The 19,310-nt window shown below is 52.9% G+C and carries 20 protein-coding genes; 8 read left to right on the top strand and 12 right to left on the bottom strand.

What is annotated here, in order from left to right; translation table 11 throughout:
* The first annotated feature begins 285 nt into the window (after positions 1–285).
* The 4 genes from H7F08_RS07005 to H7F08_RS06990 are packed head-to-tail and all read left to right on the top strand — an operon-like array spanning position 286 to position 5,784.
* Positions 286–1,191, top strand: a complete 906-nt coding sequence (locus H7F08_RS07005) for a PfkB family carbohydrate kinase (RefSeq protein WP_193640205.1) — start codon at positions 286–288, stop codon at positions 1,189–1,191.
* Positions 1,192–1,248: 57 nt separating this feature from the next.
* Positions 1,249–2,682: a glycoside hydrolase 100 family protein gene (locus tag H7F08_RS07000; RefSeq protein ID WP_193640204.1), complete on the top strand. Its 1,434-nt coding sequence runs from the start codon at positions 1,249–1,251 to the stop codon at positions 2,680–2,682.
* Between the two features lie 37 nt (positions 2,683–2,719).
* Positions 2,720–4,864 carry an HAD family hydrolase gene (locus H7F08_RS06995; RefSeq protein ID WP_193640203.1) on the top strand — a complete coding sequence of 715 codons (2,145 nt, stop codon included), beginning with the start codon at positions 2,720–2,722 and terminating at the stop codon, positions 4,862–4,864.
* 44 nt (positions 4,865–4,908) lie between these two features.
* Positions 4,909–5,784, top strand: a complete 876-nt coding sequence (locus tag H7F08_RS06990) for an HAD-IIB family hydrolase (protein ID WP_010639084.1) — start codon at positions 4,909–4,911, stop codon at positions 5,782–5,784.
* Here H7F08_RS06990 and H7F08_RS06985 read toward each other — a convergent pair.
* Entirely contained in the window at positions 5,778–6,263 is a 486-nt protein-coding gene (locus H7F08_RS06985; RefSeq protein ID WP_010639082.1) for an Lrp/AsnC family transcriptional regulator, read from the bottom strand. The two genes, H7F08_RS06990 and H7F08_RS06985, sit on opposite strands and share 7 nt — an antisense overlap.
* A gap of 141 nt (positions 6,264–6,404) precedes the next feature.
* On the opposite strand from H7F08_RS06985, the gene H7F08_RS06980 reads away from it, so the two are divergent.
* Entirely contained in the window at positions 6,405–8,105 is a 1,701-nt protein-coding gene (locus tag H7F08_RS06980) for a 2-isopropylmalate synthase (protein ID WP_193640202.1), read from the top strand.
* A 26-nt stretch (positions 8,106–8,131) separates the two neighbouring features.
* On the opposite strand, the gene H7F08_RS06975 is transcribed toward H7F08_RS06980, so the two are convergent.
* From H7F08_RS06975 to H7F08_RS06950, 6 genes are all read right to left on the bottom strand, one after another.
* A complete protein-coding gene (locus H7F08_RS06975) occupies positions 8,132–8,905 on the bottom strand; it encodes a sulfite exporter TauE/SafE family protein (RefSeq protein WP_193640201.1) in 774 nt (257 codons plus the stop codon).
* Positions 8,906–8,938: 33 nt separating this feature from the next.
* Positions 8,939–9,772: a hypothetical protein gene (locus tag H7F08_RS06970; protein WP_193640200.1), complete on the bottom strand. Its 834-nt coding sequence runs from the start codon at positions 9,770–9,772 to the stop codon at positions 8,939–8,941.
* Positions 9,756–9,974 carry a hypothetical protein gene (locus H7F08_RS06965; protein WP_193640199.1) on the bottom strand — a complete coding sequence of 73 codons (219 nt, stop codon included), beginning with the start codon at positions 9,972–9,974 and terminating at the stop codon, positions 9,756–9,758. The genes H7F08_RS06970 and H7F08_RS06965 overlap by 17 nt, the downstream gene beginning before the upstream one ends.
* A gap of 65 nt (positions 9,975–10,039) precedes the next feature.
* Positions 10,040–12,499 (bottom strand): cation-translocating P-type ATPase, encoded by a 2,460-nt coding sequence (locus H7F08_RS06960; protein ID WP_193640198.1) that lies wholly within the window; start codon positions 12,497–12,499, stop codon positions 10,040–10,042.
* 33 nt (positions 12,500–12,532) lie between these two features.
* The gene (locus H7F08_RS06955) at positions 12,533–13,309 is read right to left on the bottom strand and encodes a UDP-2,3-diacylglucosamine diphosphatase (protein WP_193640197.1); all 777 of its coding nucleotides are present in this window, start codon (positions 13,307–13,309) and stop codon (positions 12,533–12,535) included.
* Between the two features lies 1 nt (position 13,310).
* Entirely contained in the window at positions 13,311–13,823 is a 513-nt protein-coding gene (locus H7F08_RS06950) for a peptidylprolyl isomerase (protein ID WP_024893752.1), read from the bottom strand.
* Between the two features lie 194 nt (positions 13,824–14,017).
* On the opposite strand from H7F08_RS06950, the gene H7F08_RS06945 reads away from it, so the two are divergent.
* Together H7F08_RS06945 and H7F08_RS06940 are read left to right on the top strand one after the other, a co-directional pair.
* Positions 14,018–14,317 (top strand): BrnT family toxin, encoded by a 300-nt coding sequence (locus H7F08_RS06945; protein WP_193640196.1) that lies wholly within the window; start codon positions 14,018–14,020, stop codon positions 14,315–14,317.
* Positions 14,318–14,351: 34 nt separating this feature from the next.
* Positions 14,352–14,597 (top strand): BrnA antitoxin family protein, encoded by a 246-nt coding sequence (locus H7F08_RS06940; protein WP_215866458.1) that lies wholly within the window; start codon positions 14,352–14,354, stop codon positions 14,595–14,597.
* 50 nt (positions 14,598–14,647) lie between these two features.
* On the opposite strand, the gene xseA is transcribed toward H7F08_RS06940, so the two are convergent.
* Positions 14,648–15,997, bottom strand: coding sequence for an exodeoxyribonuclease VII large subunit (gene xseA, locus H7F08_RS06935; RefSeq protein WP_010639061.1), 1,350 nt, complete (start codon positions 15,995–15,997; stop codon positions 14,648–14,650).
* A gap of 130 nt (positions 15,998–16,127) precedes the next feature.
* On the opposite strand from xseA, the gene trxA reads away from it, so the two are divergent.
* Entirely contained in the window at positions 16,128–16,505 is a 378-nt protein-coding gene (gene trxA / locus H7F08_RS06930; protein ID WP_010639060.1) for a thioredoxin, read from the top strand.
* 15 nt (positions 16,506–16,520) lie between these two features.
* Here trxA and H7F08_RS06925 read toward each other — a convergent pair whose 3' ends face one another.
* The 4 genes from H7F08_RS06925 to H7F08_RS06910 all read right to left on the bottom strand — a co-directional run bounded on the left by H7F08_RS06925 (position 16,521) and on the right by H7F08_RS06910 (position 19,298).
* Positions 16,521–16,955 carry a DUF3429 domain-containing protein gene (locus H7F08_RS06925; RefSeq protein WP_010639058.1) on the bottom strand — a complete coding sequence of 145 codons (435 nt, stop codon included), beginning with the start codon at positions 16,953–16,955 and terminating at the stop codon, positions 16,521–16,523.
* Entirely contained in the window at positions 16,948–17,121 is a 174-nt protein-coding gene (locus tag H7F08_RS06920; RefSeq protein ID WP_193640195.1) for a hypothetical protein, read from the bottom strand. The genes H7F08_RS06925 and H7F08_RS06920 overlap by 8 nt, the downstream gene beginning before the upstream one ends.
* Before the next feature lie 21 nt (positions 17,122–17,142).
* The gene (locus H7F08_RS06915; protein ID WP_226831391.1) at positions 17,143–18,009 is read right to left on the bottom strand and encodes an energy transducer TonB; all 867 of its coding nucleotides are present in this window, start codon (positions 18,007–18,009) and stop codon (positions 17,143–17,145) included.
* Between the two features lie 68 nt (positions 18,010–18,077).
* Positions 18,078–19,298 (bottom strand): MFS transporter, encoded by a 1,221-nt coding sequence (locus H7F08_RS06910; protein ID WP_193640194.1) that lies wholly within the window; start codon positions 19,296–19,298, stop codon positions 18,078–18,080.
* Between the last annotated feature and the right edge of the window lie 12 nt (positions 19,299–19,310).

Raw genomic sequence — 19,310 nt, 5'->3', positions numbered from 1 at the left:
GACTATCTGGGTAAATAGTTCAACCTAAAAACGGCAGTTGCCGTGGGTGTTTTTTGCTCCGTTGTTCCTCGCCTGTTGTTCTAGGGCTCATCCTGCTGTCAGGAGAGAACTCGCCCTGCGGGCTCAAACAGCTCTCCTGACGGGCGCAGGTTTTCGCCAAGAACAACAACGGCTCGAAACAAAAGTCGCGGCAAAGCACCCACGGCACCTGCCGTTTTTAGGTTCAATGTCGCCAAAAAATGGGATTGCTTGTCAGTGACCTATGCTTTCGATATGGTGAGAAGCATGCATGATTTTAAGCGTTTTGGAGTGATTTTCGGCGAATGTCTGGTCGATGACTTCGGCGACAGCCAGCGCCTTGGGGGCGCGCCCTTTAATGTGGCGCGTCATTTAAACGGCTTGGGAGTGCCCGCCATTTTTATCAGCCAGGTGGGCGATGACATCAATGGCAGGAATATCCTGGATCATATGCGGCAATGGCAGATGCCCTTGTCAGGGGTGGCAGTCAGCAAGACTTTGCCAACCGGGCGGGTGGAGGTGCTACCTGACCCGGTAGAAGGTCATCGCTTCGAAATTCTACCCCATCAGGCTTATGATTACATTCCATTCCCCGAAAAATTACCTGAACCTGTTTCCTGGCTTTATCACGGTTCTCTTGCCTTGCGGGAAATCGGTACATCCCGGCAAACCTTGCAGAAATTAGCTTCCATCAGTAACAAGCGATTTCTGGATATCAATTTACGGGCACCCTGGTGGACGCCTGATACGCTTGCCCCGTTACTGACCGATTCATCTATACTGAAATGTAACGTTGATGAATTAGAAACTTTGCTGGCCGTTTTTTCGCTACGTTCCGGGCCTGTGCTACGCGACAAGATGCGGGTTTTTGCAGACCGTTTTTCATTGGAGTCGATGTTGCTGACTTGTGGACCGGAAGGCTCTGCCTACTGGGATCATAACGACTTTTATGAAGCCGCTGCTGAACCAGTAAATAATCTGGTGAATACGGTAGGAGCGGGTGATGCCTTTTCTGCCGCCTGGTTATGGAGTCTGCTGCGGGGGGAAAGCCCGGAATTACGCCTGCGCCGGGGCGGGGAATTGGCGGCTGCAGTTTGCGCTCTGCAAGGTGCGACGCCGGATTCCCTGGATTTTTATGAATCGTTCATGAGTCGCTGGACCCAAGGCGAATAATCTGTTTAACCCAACGCGAAGGCGCTAGCCCAGTATCAGCTGTGAGGAGAAAAGCCTTTGGCCGAGAATGAACCTTGTTTCAATAAACCCCGGTACCATGGCGTCAGTCCAGCCCTGGATGATGCCTATCGACTGATTGAGGCTGCTGGTGTCTTCTATGGAGGGCAACTGGTGGGTACGGCAGCCAGCGTCGACCCCAAGGCCCCTGCAGAAAATTATGCAGATTGCTTCGTACGGGATTTTTTCCCCGTCGGATTGATTCTGCTGCTGGAAAATCGGGCTGACGTCGTCCGCTCCTTCCTGCATCTGATTATGCAGCTCAGAGGACAGCAGGAAGAACTTGAAGGGCAGCAGATTGCTCCCGGGGTTATGCCTGCCTCGTTTCGCGTGCAGCGCAATGACCATGGAGAAGAGGAGGTGCTGGCGGACTTTGGCGACCGGGCCATTGGCCGGGTAGCCCCGGTGGACTCGATGATGTGGTGGTCCATGCTCCTGCATGCCTACGTGCTGTATACAGGGGACCTGGATTTTGCCCGCAGCCCAGAAATCCAGCGCATGTTGCGGATGATTCTGAGCCTGTGTTTGCAGAGTCGCTTTGAGGTTTTTCCGACCCTGCTGGTTCCTGATGCCTCCTTCATGATTGATCGACGTATGGGCGTCAATGGTCATCCCATCGAAATTCAGGCGCTGTTCAATGCTACCCTGCGCTGCGCTTCCCTTTTGCTTCCAGAGCAGGGCAGTCAATGGTTGGTAGATTTGGCACAGCGCCGCAGAAATGTATTGCGTTCTTATGTACAGCAGTATTACTGGCTGGATATGGACGTCCTTAACCGGATTTATCGCTTTGAAACGGAAATGCTCGGGGTGGATATTGAAAATCTATTCAATATCCACCCCGAATCCATTCCTCTTTGGGTCCAGGACTGGCTTCCCGACGGGGCCGGCTTTTTCGTAGGAAATCTGGGTCCAGGGCGGATGGATTTTCGCTTTTTTGCCCAGGGAAATTTGTTGATGCTGGCTACGGGCATGGCCACGGTTGCCCAGGCACAGGCGTTGACCAGCTTGATTGAGCAGCGCTGGAACGACCTGCTTGGACGAGTCCCCATGAAACTCGTTTATCCCGCCGTTGAGGGGGATGAATGGCGGCTGATCACGGGGTCCGACCCTAAAAATATTCCGTGGTCTTACCACAATGGTGGCAATTGGCCGGTCATGATCTGGCCCCTGGTGGCGGCAACTATCAAGGCGGGACGCATGGATCTGGCAGAGCGGGCCTGGCAAATGGTTGAGCCACGCCTGTTTGCCGACCGTTGGCCGGAATACTACGACGGCCGTCTTGGACGTCTGGTAGGTCGCCGGGCCAATATCGGACAGGTGTGGAGCGCTGCAGGACTATTACTTGCGCGCTATTTCCTGGATGAGCCGGGTCTTCTGGAGCGGCTGGGGTTCGATGAAACACTGGACGAAACCACGGAGAGTGCAGAGGAGTAGGTAATATGTTTCGGGAGCATACAGTGAGGGTTAGATAATGGACAATCGCCCGGAAAACAAGCCGGACTCAGCCCAGCTCCATCTGGTTCTTATCAGCCTTCACGGACTGATTCGCGGCCAGAATCTGGAACTGGGCCGCGATGCGGATACGGGCGGTCAGATTCTTTATGTCGTCGAACTGCTGCGCGCGCTTGCCGCAGATCCTCGGGTCGGGAGGGTCGATCTGCTCACCCGGAGGATTCACGATTCTAACGTGGCTGATGATTACGCCCGGCAGGACGAGAGTCTGCCTGACTTGCCGAAGGCGCATATTATTCGTTTTCCGGCTGGACCTGACGAATACCTGCCCAAAGAAGCCCTGTGGCCTTATCTGGATGGCTTTAGTGATCACGCCATGGAGTATCTGCGCCGGCAATCTCCGAGTCTTATCCATTCTCACTACGCCGACGCAGGCTATGTGGGCATGCGCCTGGCCTTACAGCTCGGTGTGCCTCTGGTGCATACCGGACATTCCCTCGGACGCAGCAAACGCCAAAGCCTTTTGGCCTCTGGAGAGTCAGAGCGCACCCTCGAGAAAAAATATCGCCTGTCCCAGCGTATCCGTGTTGAGGAAGAAATTCTGGCTACTGCCTCCCTGATCATCACCAGTACCCAGGACGAGATCGATAGACAATACGGGATGTATGATTGGGCTAATGCTGAGCGGATGCGGGTGATTCCGCCAGGGGTTAATGTTTCCCGCTTTGAGCCCGGTCCTCAACCCTCGCCGTCCATCAGCACAGAATTGCGCCGTTTTTTACGAGCACCACAAAAGCCACCTATTCTTGCCCTGTCCCGTCCCGACGAACGAAAAAATATTGCCGGTCTGATTCATGCCTATGGCCAAAATCCAGGTTTGCAGGCACGCGCCAATCTGGTGATTGTGGCCGGAACACGCGAAGACATTCGTGACATGGCCACCGGTCCACGGCGGGTATTGACGGAAATTCTGTTGCTGATTGATCGTTATGATCTTTACGGAAGAGCCGCCTATCCCCGCTACCACCGTCCTGATGACGTACCAGATCTCTATCGCTGGGCGGCAGGCCTGGGGGGTGTTTTCATCAATCCGGCCCTGACCGAGCCATTTGGTCTGACACTCATTGAGGCGGCGGCTTGTGGCTTACCGATTCTGGCGACTGAAAACGGTGGGCCCAAAGATATTATTGCCAATTGCCAAAACGGCGTGTTGATTGATCCTCTGAGTACTGAAGAAATTGGCGAGAAGCTGCTCAGCATGCTGAGCGATAAGACTATCTGGCAAAGTTATGCCAAGAACGGTATTGCCGGGGTACGTCGCTATTATTCCTGGCAGACCCACGTTGACCATTACCTGACCGCTCTGGATGAATTGCCCCTTACTGTTCCTCAGCAACAAGAAAGTATCCCAACGGGCGAACGTATTACTGCCGATCGGCTGTTATTTCTGGGTGCCCGTTTGCTTGATCCAGCACCAATTCCGGAGCAACAGGCAGAACTGGTCGCTCTGCTGCATCGCCATCGGCGAAAAATGGCCTTTGGTTTGGTCAGTTTTCGTCCTCTCCATGAATTGTTGGCCCTGCTTAAGCAGCGCCGGATGAATGTTCCTGATATTCTCATAACCCGTGGAGGGACCCAGATTCATTATGGTGCCAGTCTCTCCCGCGATCAGGGTTGGAGCCGCCACATTGGCGTAGATTGGCAAGGCGATCGGGTATACGACCTGCTTGCCGAAACCCCTGGCGTGCAGATTGTAGGCCGCAGCGGCCAGGGTTTTTATGCCGTGCATGGTTTCATCCATGACAACGCCGAATTTGCGGGATTGGCAGAGCTGAATGATCAGCTTCACAACTGTGATATTCCCAGCCGTTTGATGGCCCTCAATCCGCAGGAATTTCTGGTTGTACCCCAGCGCGCTTCCTTGGGATTCGCTATTCGTTATGTGGCGGATCGCCATGACATCGCTCTTGACCACGTACTAGTCGTCGGCAGTGCCCGTGCGGATCTCGATTTGCTGGGAGGTAATATTCTGGCTGCCCAGGTGGGCGGAGAAAAAGATCTGCAGCAACATGAGGATATTTATCAATCTCAGGTAAGTGGGCTACCAGGAGCGATGGAGGCTATCACGCATTATGATTTCCTGAGCAATAATGCAGCGATCTAAGCAAGGGAAATGGTGATCTGTCTTAAAGGAAGCAGGAGACAAGCATGATGAACGCAACAGAGGAAAACATTCCGACAATATTAATCTGCTGTGATCTGGATCGAACCCTGATACCAAACGGCAGTCAGCCTGAATCCGCACAGGCCCGTCCTTTGTTTCGGGAGCTTTGCGCCCATCCTGCTGTACACCTGGCGTTGGTTAGCGGCCGCCATCTGCAACTGGTTACCGCAGCCATTGAGCAATGGCAACTACCTGTTCCCAACTTTATCATCGGTGATGTCGGTACAAGCATTTACACCCGCGAAGAAGGACATTGGCGTCATTGGGATCATTGGTCTGCAGAAATTGGCCCTGACTGGGGAGGAATGACGCATCACGACATTACTACGGAGCTTGCCGATATTTCCGCCATCACCTTGCAGCCAGCTGAACAGCAGGGAATATTCAAGGTCAGTTACCAGGTGGATATGGGTATTAATCGCGACATCCTCGAGGCCGAACTGCTCCGCCGCCTTTGGGGCATCGGGGTTAATGCGCGATTGGTCTTGTCTTTCGATGAAATGACCGATACGGGTTTGCTGGATATTCTGCCCAGCAGCGCCAGCAAGCTCCATGCTATAGAATTTCTCGGTCAACAGTGCGCGTATCCCCAGGAGCGCACGGTTTTTGCCGGTGATTCGGGTAACGATCTGGAGGTGTTAGGCAGCCATATTCACTCCGTGCTGGTAGCCAACGCCCATCAGGAGGTCCAGAAAGAGGCCATACGTATGGCTGCAGCGTCGGATCTGGCGGACACCCTTTATATGGCCCATGGAGGATTTCTGGGCATGAACGGGAACTACAGCGCCGGCGTATTGGAGGGACTCGCGCATTATCTGCCCGAAACGGCGGCGTGGATGAAGTTGCCTGCTTCTCAATAAACCGGAAATTCGGTTTTATCGATCATTTTCCGCAACACAAAGCTGGAATGTACGCCCGTCACGCCTTCGATTCTGGTCAGGCGATTCAGTAAGAAATCCTGAAAGTGGGCCATGTCGCGCAGGACCACTTTCAACTGATAATCGGCATCGTGCCCAGTGATCAGATGACATTCCAGAACTTCGTCGGATTTTTTAATCTCTGCTTCAAAATGCTCAAAGCGTTCGGGGGTATGGCGGTCCATGCTGATGTGCATCAGCACCATGAGTTCCAGCCCGATTTTTTCCGGCTGTAACAAGGCCACCTGTTTGCGAATGATGCCTGCTTCTTCCAGTGCCTGCACCCGACGCAGGCAGGGGGAAGGGGAGAGGCCAATTTTTTCAGCGAGGCGCTGATTGCTCAGGCTGGAATCCTTTTGTAAGGCTTCAAGGATGCGGCGATCATACCGGTCCAGGGGCATTTTGGGTTCTCCATTTTTCATGGCGCAATATCCAATCTAAAAAAAGACTATTGTAGCAATAATAATGCGTGAACAGCCGCAGTAAAGTCAAAATTCGCAAGCACCTGCCGGATAATGCCGCGTATAGTTCTCCCATCGTCTTGAGCAGGCAGGAGAATCATCATGAACAGCTTTAATCATCGTCGTTATCGGGCTTTCCCGGCGGTTCACAAGCCGGATCGGCGCTGGCCCAACCGGCGCATGCATCATGCACCCACCTGGACCAGCGTGGATTTGCGCGATGGCAATCAGGCCCTCGTGTCGCCCATGAGTGTGGCCCAGAAAATGGAAATGTTCGATTTGCTGGTGCGGATGGGGTTCAAGGAAATCGAAGTGGGTTTTCCCGCCGCCTCGCAGCCCGACTTTGACTTTGTCCGCAAAATCATTGAGGAAAAACGGATTCCTGAGGATGTGACCATCCAGGTTTTGACCCAGGCCCGAGAAAATCTGGTTGAGCGGAGTTATGCGGCCCTGCAAGGTGTGCAGCGCGCCATTGTGCATGTATACAACTCGACCAGTCCGGCGCAGCGTGAACAGGTGTTTGGTCTGGATAAAGAGGGCGTCAAGGCTATTGCCGTGCGCGGTGCCAAGTGGGTAAAAGCCGGAGCGGCCCGTTTCCCGGAGACCCGGTGGACATTTCAGTATTCCCCCGAAAGTTTCAGCAATACGGAATTGGACTATGCCGTTGAAATCTGCGAAGCCGTGATGTCCGTCTGGCATCCTGAAGAGGGTCAGCCGGTTATTTTGAATTTGCCGGCTACAGTAGAATCCGCCATGCCCAACGTGTTTGCAGATCAGATTGAATGGTTTTGCGACCATTTGCGTGGACGGGAGCACGTTAAAATCAGTGTGCATACCCACAATGATCGGGGTTGTGCGGTGGCTGCCGCAGAATTGGCGGTGTTGGCGGGTGCTGACCGGGTTGAGGGAACCCTCTTCGGGAATGGTGAACGTACCGGGAATATGGACATTCTTACCATGGCCATGAATTTGTATTCTCAAGGGCTTGATCCGAAGCTGGACCTGTCCATGGGGGAGGCCATCAGCGAAATTTACACCCGTTGCACGGGAATGGCGGTTTCTCCCCGCCATCCGTGGTTTGGTGAACTGGTGTATACCGCATTTTCCGGCAGCCATCAGGATGCCATTCGCAAGGGCATCAATCACCGCCAGGGACAGGATGCGGCTGTTTGGGAGGTGCCTTATCTGCCCATCGACCCTGCCGATTTGGGCCGCAACTATGAAGCGGTGGTGCGCATCAACAGTCAATCCGGCAAAGGCGGAGTCAGCCATGTATTGGAAAGGGATTATGGTATTTCCCTGCCGCGCTGGTTGGCTCAGGAATTCAGTGCCGTTGTCCAGAAAGCGACTGAAGAGCAATCCGGCGAGATCACGGCGAAGCAAATATATGCCTTGTTTGAAAGTCATTTTGTGAAGCGCAATGGCGACTGGCAGATGCAACGCTACCGCTTGCAGCGTGAAGGTGAAAAGGTCATTGCCTCGGTGGTCATGGGCACAGAGGCGCATCCCCGCATTTTGCAAGGGAAGGGGAGTGGGGCCGTAGGGGCGCTGGTAGATGCCTTGATTCAGGGTGCTGGGATTTACGCCGAAGTGGAGCAATTTGATCAGCACGCCCTGGGAGCCGGGACTGGTGCCCGCGCCATGGCCTGCGCCCGGGTCAGTGTGGAATCCGCTGGAACCGCTTCAGCAGTATCTTTTGGTGAAGACACCACCGAAGCCGCCTTGCAGTCTGTGCTGAGTGCCATTGGTAAGGCGGGAGCGGTGGTTCGTCTTCATCAGAACGATGCGCAGAAACGGGGATGAGCAAGGAGGGAGGCTAAATGGATCTACTATCCGCCAAAGGCCTCCCAGGCCGTTCTCGCAATCAGGAGCAGCACGACAACAATGAACAGGCGGCGTACAAAAGTAGTTCCATGCGTCATTGCCATGCGGGTACCCATGAGACTGCCCAGCATGTTGCACATAGCCAGAAACAGGGCGAGATGCCAGAGCACATGATTTTTGCTGGCAAACAGAACCAGTGCCGCAAAATTTGACGAGAAATTGACCATTTTGGCACTGGCGCTGGCATGTAAAAAATCAAAACCAAATACGAGAATAAATACAAAAACCAGAAAATTACCGGTTCCAGGACCCAGAAAGCCGTCATAAAAGCCGATGAGCAATCCACCAGCTATGCCCAGAAAGGTGGCGGTCTTTTGGGAAAAGCGGGGTTGATGCACCTGACCCAATTGTCGGTTCATGAGGGTGTATATCAATACACCAGCAAGCACAAAGGGCAGGGCACGGCGAAAATCGTCGCCATTGATACGAGTGACCATATCCGCCCCGATCAATGACCCCGTCAAAGACGCCAGCGCAGTCGGGAGAACGGTTTTCCAGGGGATGCGCACGCGCCGGACATAAGACAAGAAGGCGGCCCCAGTACCCCAGATGGCGCCCGCCTTGTTGGTACCGAGCAGTGTTGCCGGTGCAGCTTGCGGAAAGCTTGCAAAAAGAGCGGGCAGCAGGATCAGTCCACCTCCACCCACAACGGCATCGACAAAGCCTGCAAGTCCTGCGGCTAGTCCAAGGCCCATATCGGCAAAGTTCAGAAACATCATGAGGATGATTTTTATAGGATCAGCAGAAAATTTTCAGGCATGCGCCGCCGCACTTTTCCGGGCCAGGGCTGTTGCCTGTTTGGCTACCTGAGCGCCGGGCAGACCGAAAGTCTCGCGCACAAAACACCAGCCGTACAGCCCAACCAGTATCAATAAGGCCACCCCTACCAGGGATACCAGCAGTGCCGCAGCATAAGTATGCAAGCGTGCCGAAATGATGGTGATGACCCCCTGTAGCAGCAGGCTGGCCAGCAAGAAAGCCAGCCAGACCCGAACATTGGCCAGCACAGCCTGGAATCCTGCCAGCAGGGCCAGATAGCCTCTCTGGGTGATACCAGTGACAATGACGCCAACAGACAGCAGCAAAAATGCATTACCCAGCATGGTCTGTGCGGTACCAAGGGCATTGGTGATGAGCGAACGTAACCAGTCCGGTAGCTTTTGCCAGTCGGCAGATTTCAGATTGTGCAAAGTCGCCGCTGAGGAAATATGATCCTGACTGAATATACCCTGCAAATAATGCCGGAATATCAGCATCAGCATCAGCAGTGCCGCAACTAGCAGGGCAATTTCCAGGATGAGCCGTAAGAGGGGCCACCAGGGTACGTCGCGAATGCTGCGGCCAACGTCGGTCAATTGCGTGCTACCCTGATGAATCGCCATGGCGACGGCAAATATAATCGCCATGACAATGCAGGAGATGGGAATGCTCAGTATAAGCGGCTGCCAAGCGATATTCAGTAGCAATAGTACCAGATAAAGCAGCGCAAAAGACCGGGGCGAAGCACGCAGCAGAATCAGAGAATCCCGCCACCAACGCAGCAGCCAGCCAGATTCTACGGGCTGAGGTTTAAGTGATGCAGCCATTATTCGATAGCGTGGAAGCAGAAAGGGGCATACGCTGACGATGACGCATCGTCACGGTATGCCCCTCTCCCTGATGACCATTATTGCCACGGTGTTTGACTTTGCGGTTGTAAACCGTCCGGTCTTTCTCGATACGGGTAGGGTGAACACCCAGACGCGGTTTTGGCCGTTTGGCCTGGCCATGTATTTTTTCTATTTTCATCAATATCTCCTGAATTCTCCAGAAACTGGACCTAGTCTAGCATGATCCGGACAAGGATGAAGATTTCAGCTTTTCAAAGTGAAAATTTGCAGTGGGTGCATGATCAAGCGTGCTGCCAGCCAGGCCAGCAGGGCTGTGAGAAAAATAATACCGATATCGTTTAACGACATGGATGTTGTCTGAAAAACAAGCTGCAAAAATGTTAACTGCGAAAATAGAGCCTGGAGCAGGATCATGACTACGAGGCTGATAATCAATATCCAGTCACCTCGATCATTCCGCCAGGATCCATATATCGCCAGAAGTACAGCCCCTTCCATGGCCATTAATCCATTCACGGCCAATGTGCGGGCATGCACAACATCATAAAAAGCAATGCCTGTTTTAAAAATCGCAAATACCATCATCACCAAAAAAAGGGTCATTAACGTAATGCGGATCCAGAGAGTTCCAGGAAGCAGGGGCTGAGCAATGGGTCTTGGCAATTGCTGCATCAAGGCCTTATCAGCGCCCATGAAAGCAAAAACAAGCGCCAAAGTAATGGCAGTCACCGTATTGATCCACAAAATTTGCAAGGGCGTAATGGGTAAAATCATTCTGAAAATAACCGCCAGAAAAATCACCATGCCCTGGGCAAAATTGGTGGGCAGCATGAACAGTGCGGTATGCTGGATGTTGTTATAAATATGACGGCCTTCTGCCACAGCGCAGGCAATATGCGCAAAATCATCATCGGCAAGAATCATGGCGGCGGCTTCGCGAGCAACGGTACTACCTGAAAGCCCCATGGCCACCCCAATCTGGGCACGACGCAATGCCGGAGCATCATTAACGCCATCTCCCGTCATCGCGACGATTTCCCCTTCGTCTTGCAACGTTTTTACCAGCTCCAGCTTGTCAGTGGGCTGTACCCTGGCAAATACATTCACCTCACGCGCCAATTGTTGACGTTCTGCAGGCGAAGCGGCCAACCATTGCCCATGATCAACTACCCGAACAGAACCAGCATCCACAAGACCTATCTGGCGGGCAATAGTCGCTGCGGTGCGGGGATGATCACCAGTAACCATAATCACCCGGATACCGGCTCCCCGACAGGCTGCAATTGCCGCCGGTACTGCCTGTCGCGGTGGATCGAGCAGAGCAACGACGCCCAACCAGCGCCAGTCCCCCTGATCCAGAGAAGACCAGCGAGATATATCCGCTTCGGCAAGAGCAATAGTACGCAGGCCCAGATTCGCCATCTCCGAAATAACCCCCTCCCAGAAACCGACCGTCTGATCCAACTCTTGAAAGCAGTGCTGCAACACGAATTCCGGTGCACCCTTGATGGCGATGCGATCAGCATGCAAGGTCGCCATGTAAGGGCTTTCATGGTCAAAAGGACGTGTATCCAGGCGGGGATTGCGTTTTTGATAATGGATTAATGCGCCATCCTCGCCGTGTGCATAGCGTATAAGCGCCTGTTCCAACGGGTCGCCGCTACCCTGTCCGACGTCAGATATTTCTGCGTCATTACAGAGCAGCATGTTTTCCAGCGCCCTGCGCAAGCTCTCAGGATCATTCTGGGTCAGGCGCAAGTCCTCTACGGCCATGCGGTTTTCGGTCAGAGTGCCGGTTTTATCCGTACAAATGACCGTCACGGCTCCGAGAGTTTCTACTGCGGATAATTGGCGGATGATGGAGCCCCTTTGCGCCATACGCTGGACACCGAGGGCCAGACTGATGCTGATCACTGCGGGAAGACCTTCCGGAATAATAGCCACAGCCAGACTGATGGCCGCAAGGATTGCAAATTCGAGACTGTCACCATGCGTCCAGGCGATAAGGGAAGCGATAATAGCCAGGAGGAATACGCCCAGCCCCAGCCATCGGGATAACTGATTGATGCCTATCAGTAATGGCGATTTACCAGCCTTGGTTTGCGCCAGCAACTTCTGAATATGACCGATGGACGTTGCGCCACCAATTGCAAAGACTTCACCCACACCGGAACCCCGCGAGATCATGGTTCCGGCATGCAACACACCTAGTTCATTGTCGTTGATCGGCTGTTTATCCACAGGAACCGATTCGCCTGTCAGCAAGGATTCATCGACCTGAAGCTGATGTGCTTCACGAATATGCATGTCTGCCGCTATTCTCTCTCCGTTTTCAATCCGTACCCAATCGCCAGGCAGCAAATTTTCAGAGGGCAATTTTTGCCAATGACCATCGCGTAGTACCAGCGAATATTCCATCAGGTACGACTGCAGGGCAGCAACAGCCTGCTCTGCGCGGTTTTCCTGAATAAAGCCCAGCATAGTATTGATCAGAATCACAGCGACGATGATGCCACTATCCACCCAGTGACCAAGGGCTGCTGAAAAAATAGCGGCAATGCTGAGTATGAAAATCAGAGAGTTGTTAAATTGTTGTAGAAGTCTTCGCCACCAGGGCGTTGGGCTTGGAGCAGGTAATTGATTGAGACCAAACTGCTGCTGCAGTAAAACCGCTTCTTCAGTACTGAGTCCGCGTTTTTCCATGGCATTTCTGCTCTCATCCAGTGTTACTGAAGCCTAAGGGATGCGCGTTATTTTTTCCAGCGACCACTGACCAGCCGCCCAACGTCCAATGCAGGCTGCATCCGGGCTCCAGGCACCCAGCACCATTCGCCAGCCGCCGTCCCGGTGTTCCCAGACGGGACGATGCGTATGCCCATGTACGAGCACATCAAAACCCTGCTCCAGGTGCTGATTCGCAATTCCGTACCGCAGTGCCGTGTGGATCGCCAGAGGATGAGCGTCGGTAATATTCAGGGATTTTTTCTGGACGGCGCGGGTGCTTCCGCGCCGCAGACCGGTCGCCAATTTTTGCAAGCAGGAGTAGGGGAGATTACCGACGCTGAGGCGAATCAGGGGATGGCGAATCACCCGCCGGAAAAGCTGATAGCGGCGGTCATCAGTACAGAGCAGATCACCATGGGTGAGCAGGATATTCTGGGTACCCAGGCGCAAGGCCATCGGGTCGGGAATAGGAATAAGGCCAAAGGACGCGAGCAAGTTTTTGCTCAAGGCAAAATCCCGGTTGCCAACCATCACATAGACCCGAATACCTGCTGCAACCAATTGCTGCAGGTGCGCAAACACTTCGGCGTAGGCGCTTTCCCGGGATTGATCGGGATGGATCCAGTAATCAAACAGGTCCCCGAGAATAAAAACAGCCCGCCCTTCTTTAGCCCGGGTTTCGCAAAACTGCTGAAAAAGCCGGGTCAGGGCAGGCTGCCGGGGGCTCAGGTGCAGATCAGAAATGAACCAGATCGGTCCGTCTTCAAAATCCACATCCAGATAGGGCATGTCAGGCCGTAGCGATACGCTCGCCCTTTTCAATGGTGACGGTATCTTTGGGCACATCCTGGTGCATGCCTTTATTGCCGGTAGGCACTTTGGCGATTTCGTCCACTACTTCCATGCCGCTGACGACTTTTCCAAAGACCGCGTAACCCCAACCTGTGCCAGAAGCGGCTTTGAAGTTCAGGAAATCATTATCAGTCAGATTGATGAAAAACTGGGCAGTGGCTGAATGGGGATCATTGGTGCGGGCCATGGCCAAGGTTCCGCGCAGATTTTTCAGACCGTTTTCCGCCTCATTTTGGATGGGCGCATGGGTTTTTTTCTGCTGCATATCTGCCGTAAAACCGCCGCCCTGAACCATGAAACCGGGAATGACCCGATGAAAAATGGTTTCATCAAAAAAACCTTCATCAACATAGCTCAAAAAGTTTTCGACCGTGTTGGGGGCCTTTTCGGCATCCAGTTCGATGACAATATCGCCCTTGTTGCTGTGCAGTACGACTTGTGGATTGGTCATGAAGACTCCTCGGAATTGCAGGGATCCACCCTGTTCAGAATAAATTCACCACTGGGTCAGCGGCAGCGAGTGGGAAGAGTAAAGCGTCAGCCTAGCTTTTGTCGATAGCTCGCATACGGTATCCAAGTGAAACCAGCCCTCAGAATCCGGGAAAGTGTATTGACAAAGTAAATCGTCGCCATAAAATCCATGGCATGGACGTTAAATACGAATTGCTTGGGTTATCTTTTGTCTGGGACGACAGGAAGGCCGTCATCAACTCCAGAAAGCATGACGGAGTAACCTTCGAAGAGGCGGCAACTGTATTTTTCGACCCTTTGTTTCGTCTGGTGGATGCCAGTAGCCATCATGAAACACGTGATGCAGCCATAGGTTGGAGCATGTCAGGGCATGGTCTGTTTGTGGTCCACATTGAAACAGAGAATGAATTTATCCGTATTATTTCAGCCCGTAAATTAACGAATGAAGAGAGGCAAAGTTATGAGTATTCCTGAGCGCATCAAAACTCGGTTAAACAAAGACCGTCCCATGACTACGGTAACTCTGCGGATTCCGGTAGATGTGGTGGAGTCTCTCAAGGAAATAGCTCCACAGAAAGGGTTTAGCGGCTATCAACCCTTACTTAAAGCCTATGTCAGTGAGGGACTGCGGAAAGATGAAGCACATTTCAGCTTCGGGGCTACGGCTCGACTACTTTCAGCACTGCGAAAGCGCGGAGTTCCTCAAGAACTGCTGGATGAGGCCGTAAAAGAAGAGACTATTTCTTTGTCCTAACGTCGGCAGTTAGAAGGCTCATTCGGCTGCCGTAAAAATCACGTGAAAACTCATAGATTTTCATATTCACATTTCGTGACTTCGCAACTGATACTGCCCTTCGCCAGGGTAGCTACCAGTTGTTCACCGGGATGGGTGCTCTGACTTTCGAAAATAACTCTTCCGGATGTATCCCGTATTACCGCAAAGCCTCTTTGCAATACTGCCAGAGGATCCAGCAAGCGCAGTGCAGACGTAGATTGTTGCTGGCGCAGGTCCGCACGCTGCAAAATATTCAGCATGACTGTTCCCAGATTTTTCTGGCTTTGGCGCAGTTGCTTTTCCAGAATTTGCAGGCGTTGTCCTGGATCCTGACGCGCCCGTCGCTCCTGGAGATAGGCTAGTTGCTGCGCCTGGGATGACAGTTGCAAGGCCATGGCTCGAGTCAAGTTCTCACGAGCGAGTTGCAGGCGTCGCTGGGCCGCATCCAAACCTTCTCCAGGATGGCGCAGGCGTATTTGCAAAAAATCGAGGCGCTGGGATTCATCCTGCAGCTTTCTGAGCATGAGCTTTTCAAGTTGATAATGTTGCGCCTGTACTTTGGGCAACCACTCGTTCCGATCAGGGCTGACTGCTTCGGCAGCGGCGGTGGGAGTGGCCGCGCGCAGATCACTGGCAAAGTCCGCAATGGTAAAATCAATTTCGTGACCAATTCCGGTGACTACCGGAATGCGCGAGGCGCGAATGGCACGGGCCACCATTTCTTCATTGAAACACCAGAGATCTTCCGTGCTGCCACCACCACGGGCAAGAATCAGCACATCTTCGGTGCTGCGCGCATTGGCGCGCCCCAAGGCTTCGACAATCTGGCCGGCAGCCTGATCCCCCTGAACCAGTACCGGATAAACCAGTACGCTGAGTAAGGGCCAGCGTCTGGCCAGGGTTGCCCGGATATCGTGCAGGGCTGCACCGGTTGCCGAAGTGATCACGGCCACACGTTGAGGCCATGTGGGCAGTGGACGCTTCAGATGTGCTTCAAAAAGCCCTTCGGCTGCGAGTTTTTCTTTTAATGCCAGAAAACGCGCCTGCAAGTCACCTTCGCCGGATTCTTGCAATTGCTCAATAATCAGCTGAAATTCACCCCGACCCTCATAGAGCGTAGGTTGTGCCAGCACCTGAATTTGCAAGCCGTTTCGTGGTTGCACCCGGCTATATAAATTTCGTTGCCGAAACATAGCGCAACGTACCTGGGCGCGACTGTCCTTGAGAGAAAAATACCAATGGCCAGAGCCCGGCGCACTGAAATTGGAAATTTCACCCTCGACGCGTAACAGCGGAAAATTGCCTTCAATAATTTCCCGGGCCGTACTGTTCAGTGCACTGACTGACAGTACCGGCATAGATTCTTCAGAAATACGCATGTCTTGACCTCATCCCTTGACCCCATCTGCCCTGCGCTTTAAGGTCAGCATATAACACTTTACTGTCATTCGGGATGGTCCCGTCTGCCGCGCGCGATTCTGCGCAATCCTGTTTACGAGAGGACATAGCATGGCTGTAGTGGAACTTACCCAGGAAAACTTTGAACAAATAGTTACCGGAAATGACATGGTTATTGTCGATTTCTGGGCCCCTTGGTGTGCGCCTTGCAAGGCTTTTGCCCCAACTTTTGAGGCTGCAGCCGAAAAATACCCGGATATTGTTTTTGGCAAGGTAAACACGGATGTGGAACAGGAACTGGGTGCTTCCTTCCAGATTCGTTCCATTCCCACATTGACCATTTTTCGTCAGCAGATTGGTATTTTTTCCCAGGCTGGTTCGCTACCTGCCAGCGCCCTGGAAGAAGTTATCCAGCAGGCACTCGCACTTGATATGGATAAAGTCCGTGAGGAAATCGCCAGTCAACAGGGCGAAAATACCAGTCATTGAGACGTTCACGCCGGCCTAAAAACCGGCGTATAACTGCAGTAGCAGTAATCCCAGCAGGCTAATAACTGCCGCAGTCAAGCCGCTGCGCAACGGCAAAAACCAATTTGGCAAGTTCAAGCGCTTGTTTATACGATAATCGGCGAACCACTGTGCGATAAAGCCCAGAATCAGCAGGGCCAGCGCTACGGGTGCTGACCACCATAAAGCAAAAAACCCCCATAATGCCGGAATAACACTCCACATCATCAACATGGGTGCGTCATCGCTGTGTTCACGGTTCATGGCCAGGCCCCAGTGAATGGCACCAAGAAAACCGAGAATAATAGCGGCGTACATATTACCCAAAGTCAAAGCCACCACACCGTAACCTTTCCAGAATCCCAGATTGGCAAGAATAAGGGGAATAATTCCTGCCCAACCGAGTATTTTCGCCATACGCATGCTATCCATGATGACCGTCCTTGAGTGCAGATGAGGCGTTGGGAGCAGAAGCTGCGCTACCAATACCCTTCGGCTGAATTTTGGTAAAACCAATGACTACAAGCGCAATCATGGCAGCTGCCCAGAGCACCAGAAACAGCGCGAACAACAGTGGACCCACTTTACGTTTTTTCAAAGAATTCTCCTTATCAGTAAATCACCAGGCATTGACCCGGCGCACACCCATGAAATGCATATTCAGCGGAATTTCAATTTTCCGGGTTTGGGCTGCCAGTTGCTTGGAAAAAGGCATATAGGGAAATGAAAGTCGAATAATGCGCTCAGCCGCTGCATCCAGTTCCTTGTTGCCGGAAGGATCGACCATGATGATGCGCTCCAGTCCGCCCTGGGGGTTGAGCACCACTTTGACTTTCAGCTGACCCACCATAGAGCCGGGATAATTGAGATCGCCAATGCGTTCCAGCTTCTGAATCCAGCCGGCGATGTAAAAATCGGCTACCGGTCCTTTGGGGTTCTCGAATTTGGGTAAAGGCGGGCTGGCGGTAGCTTCACGCGCGGCTTGGTCCATTTGTTCCTGCAGCCTTCCCAAATTGATATGGGGTGGACCTGAGGGCTGGATGCTTTGCAGGGTGGATGGCGCCTGAGAAACAGCAGGTTGCGGTTTTTGCGGCAGCGCACGAGGATGAAATACCGGGTGTGGTACGGGGCGTGGCACCGGTCGGGGTACTGGTACTGGTCGCAGCTGCGGCTTCACCGGGTGTGGTTTCACCACTGGCCGGGGATGAGGTATTACCTGCGGTTTTACCGGACTGGGTGTCACGGCCTTATTGGGTAACGGCATAATATGAAAAGTTTTATTGACTTCAGTCTGGTTGTGCAATGCCTGCATTTTGGGCTTCTGGACATGAATCAGTAAAAACAGGGCGAGGGCCACCAAGACTGCTGAAACCACCAACCACGGAGCCAGACTTTCACTCCAATGGGGTTTTTCATCAGGAATCAAAAAGTAAAACTTTTGTTCAGCGAAGGCCAATCGTCCTAACCTCGCGGCAGTGCCGCTCATGAAATATGCCCGCGCAAGGCGGGCGGCAGTGCTTAGCTTGTCCTATCAACCGCCACGAGTAAAGCCGGTTAATGCGCGCTTTTGTGCGGTGCTGGAATATGCGGAAGCAATGCTGCAAGCAAGCCCAGCAGCGGCAGGAACGCACAAATCTGGTAAACCACCTGGATACCCCAGACATCCGCGAGCTCACCCAGAACCGCAGCACCCACCCCACCCAGACCGAAAGCCAGGCCAAAAAACAATCCTGAAATGGTACCAACCTTACCGGGAACCAGCTCCTGGGCGTAAACCACCATGGCCGGAAAGGCCGAAGCCAGCAGAAAACCAATGACCACTGTTAATAGTGCACTCATGGTGAGGCCGACGTAGGGCAGGGCCAGGGTAAAAGGCGCGATTCCCAAAAGGGAAACCCAGATGACCTTCTTGCGACCAATGCGGTCACCAATGGGTCCACCCATCAAGGTTCCAGCGGCAACCGCCGCCAGAAAAATAAATAAATGCAACTGGGCTTCCTGGGTGGCAATGTGAAAACGCTGCATCAGATAAAAAATCAGATAGCTGCTGATACTGGTCAGGTAAAGAAATTTGGAAAACATCAGAGCAACCAGAATGATAATGCTGCGTTTGACCAGTTTTGCCGGAAGCAGCGCTTCGCGCACTTCGGTACTGTGCTTTTTCGGATGGCGATGCTGATGTTGGTACCAACGCCCCACAAAAGTCAGAATCACAATGGCCAACAGGGCGGCCAGGGAAAACCAGGACAAGCTGTGCTGGCCATTGGGCATGACAATAAATGCCGCTAACAGCGGACCAACGGCGGTGCCAACATTACCCCCCACCTGAAAAATGGACTGGGCGAGGCCATGACGACCACCCGAAGCCATTCGCGCCACCCGCGAGGATTCCGGGTGAAACACCGACGAACCCAGACCCACCAGTGCGGCTGCAAGCAGGAGTATCAGATAATTGGGTGCAATGGAGAGTAACAATAAACCCGCAAAGGTGGATACCATTCCAATAGGCAACGAAAAAGGCAGAGGATGTCCATCTGTATAACGCCCGACCAGTGGTTGAATAATGGAGGCCGTCAGCTGGTAAGCCAGGGTAATCAACCCGATCTGGGCAAAACTCAAGTCGAAATTGCTTTTGAATAATGGGTATACCGCCAACATCAACGATTGAATGCTATCATTGAGGAAATGTGACACGCTGATGGCACCAAGCACGTCAAAGCGGGTGCCTTCCTGCTTTGACAGGGTGTTTATCTGCGCTGTCTTTTGTATGGACATGGAGAGAAGAGC

The organism is Acidithiobacillus sp. HP-11 (assembly GCF_015100075.1).
Taxonomy (GTDB): Bacteria; Pseudomonadota; Gammaproteobacteria; order Acidithiobacillales; family Acidithiobacillaceae; genus Acidithiobacillus; species Acidithiobacillus thiooxidans.
This window is presented reverse-complemented; position numbering and strand designations above follow the sequence as displayed.

Excerpts from the sequence above, each read along its gene's own strand:
- H7F08_RS06925 (WP_010639058.1), bottom strand. The coding sequence starts at position 16,955 with ATGGATAGCATGCGTATGGCGAAAATACTCGGTTGGGCAGGAATTATT.
- H7F08_RS06910 (WP_193640194.1), bottom strand. The coding sequence starts at position 19,298 with ATGTCCATACAAAAGACAGCGCAGATAAACACCCTGTCAAAGCAGGAA.
- H7F08_RS06955 (WP_193640197.1), bottom strand. The coding sequence starts at position 13,309 with ATGCCCTATCTGGATGTGGATTTTGAAGACGGACCGATCTGGTTCATT.
- H7F08_RS06950 (WP_024893752.1), bottom strand. The coding sequence starts at position 13,823 with ATGACCAATCCACAAGTCGTACTGCACAGCAACAAGGGCGATATTGTC.
- H7F08_RS06995 (WP_193640203.1), top strand. The coding sequence starts at position 2,720 with ATGGACAATCGCCCGGAAAACAAGCCGGACTCAGCCCAGCTCCATCTG.
- trxA (WP_010639060.1), top strand. The coding sequence starts at position 16,128 with ATGGCTGTAGTGGAACTTACCCAGGAAAACTTTGAACAAATAGTTACC.
- H7F08_RS06970 (WP_193640200.1), bottom strand. The coding sequence starts at position 9,772 with ATGGCTGCATCACTTAAACCTCAGCCCGTAGAATCTGGCTGGCTGCTG.
- xseA (WP_010639061.1), bottom strand. The coding sequence starts at position 15,997 with ATGCGTATTTCTGAAGAATCTATGCCGGTACTGTCAGTCAGTGCACTG.
- H7F08_RS06960 (WP_193640198.1), bottom strand. The coding sequence starts at position 12,499 with ATGGAAAAACGCGGACTCAGTACTGAAGAAGCGGTTTTACTGCAGCAG.
- H7F08_RS06985 (WP_010639082.1), bottom strand. The coding sequence starts at position 6,263 with ATGAAAAATGGAGAACCCAAAATGCCCCTGGACCGGTATGATCGCCGC.
- H7F08_RS07005 (WP_193640205.1), top strand. The coding sequence starts at position 286 with ATGCATGATTTTAAGCGTTTTGGAGTGATTTTCGGCGAATGTCTGGTC.
- H7F08_RS06945 (WP_193640196.1), top strand. The coding sequence starts at position 14,018 with ATGGACGTTAAATACGAATTGCTTGGGTTATCTTTTGTCTGGGACGAC.
- H7F08_RS06975 (WP_193640201.1), bottom strand. The coding sequence starts at position 8,905 with ATGATGTTTCTGAACTTTGCCGATATGGGCCTTGGACTAGCCGCAGGA.
- H7F08_RS06915 (WP_226831391.1), bottom strand. The coding sequence starts at position 18,009 with ATGAGCGGCACTGCCGCGAGGTTAGGACGATTGGCCTTCGCTGAACAA.
- H7F08_RS06980 (WP_193640202.1), top strand. The coding sequence starts at position 6,405 with ATGAACAGCTTTAATCATCGTCGTTATCGGGCTTTCCCGGCGGTTCAC.
- H7F08_RS06940 (WP_215866458.1), top strand. The coding sequence starts at position 14,352 with ATGACTACGGTAACTCTGCGGATTCCGGTAGATGTGGTGGAGTCTCTC.
- H7F08_RS06965 (WP_193640199.1), bottom strand. The coding sequence starts at position 9,974 with ATGAAAATAGAAAAAATACATGGCCAGGCCAAACGGCCAAAACCGCGT.
- H7F08_RS06990 (WP_010639084.1), top strand. The coding sequence starts at position 4,909 with ATGATGAACGCAACAGAGGAAAACATTCCGACAATATTAATCTGCTGT.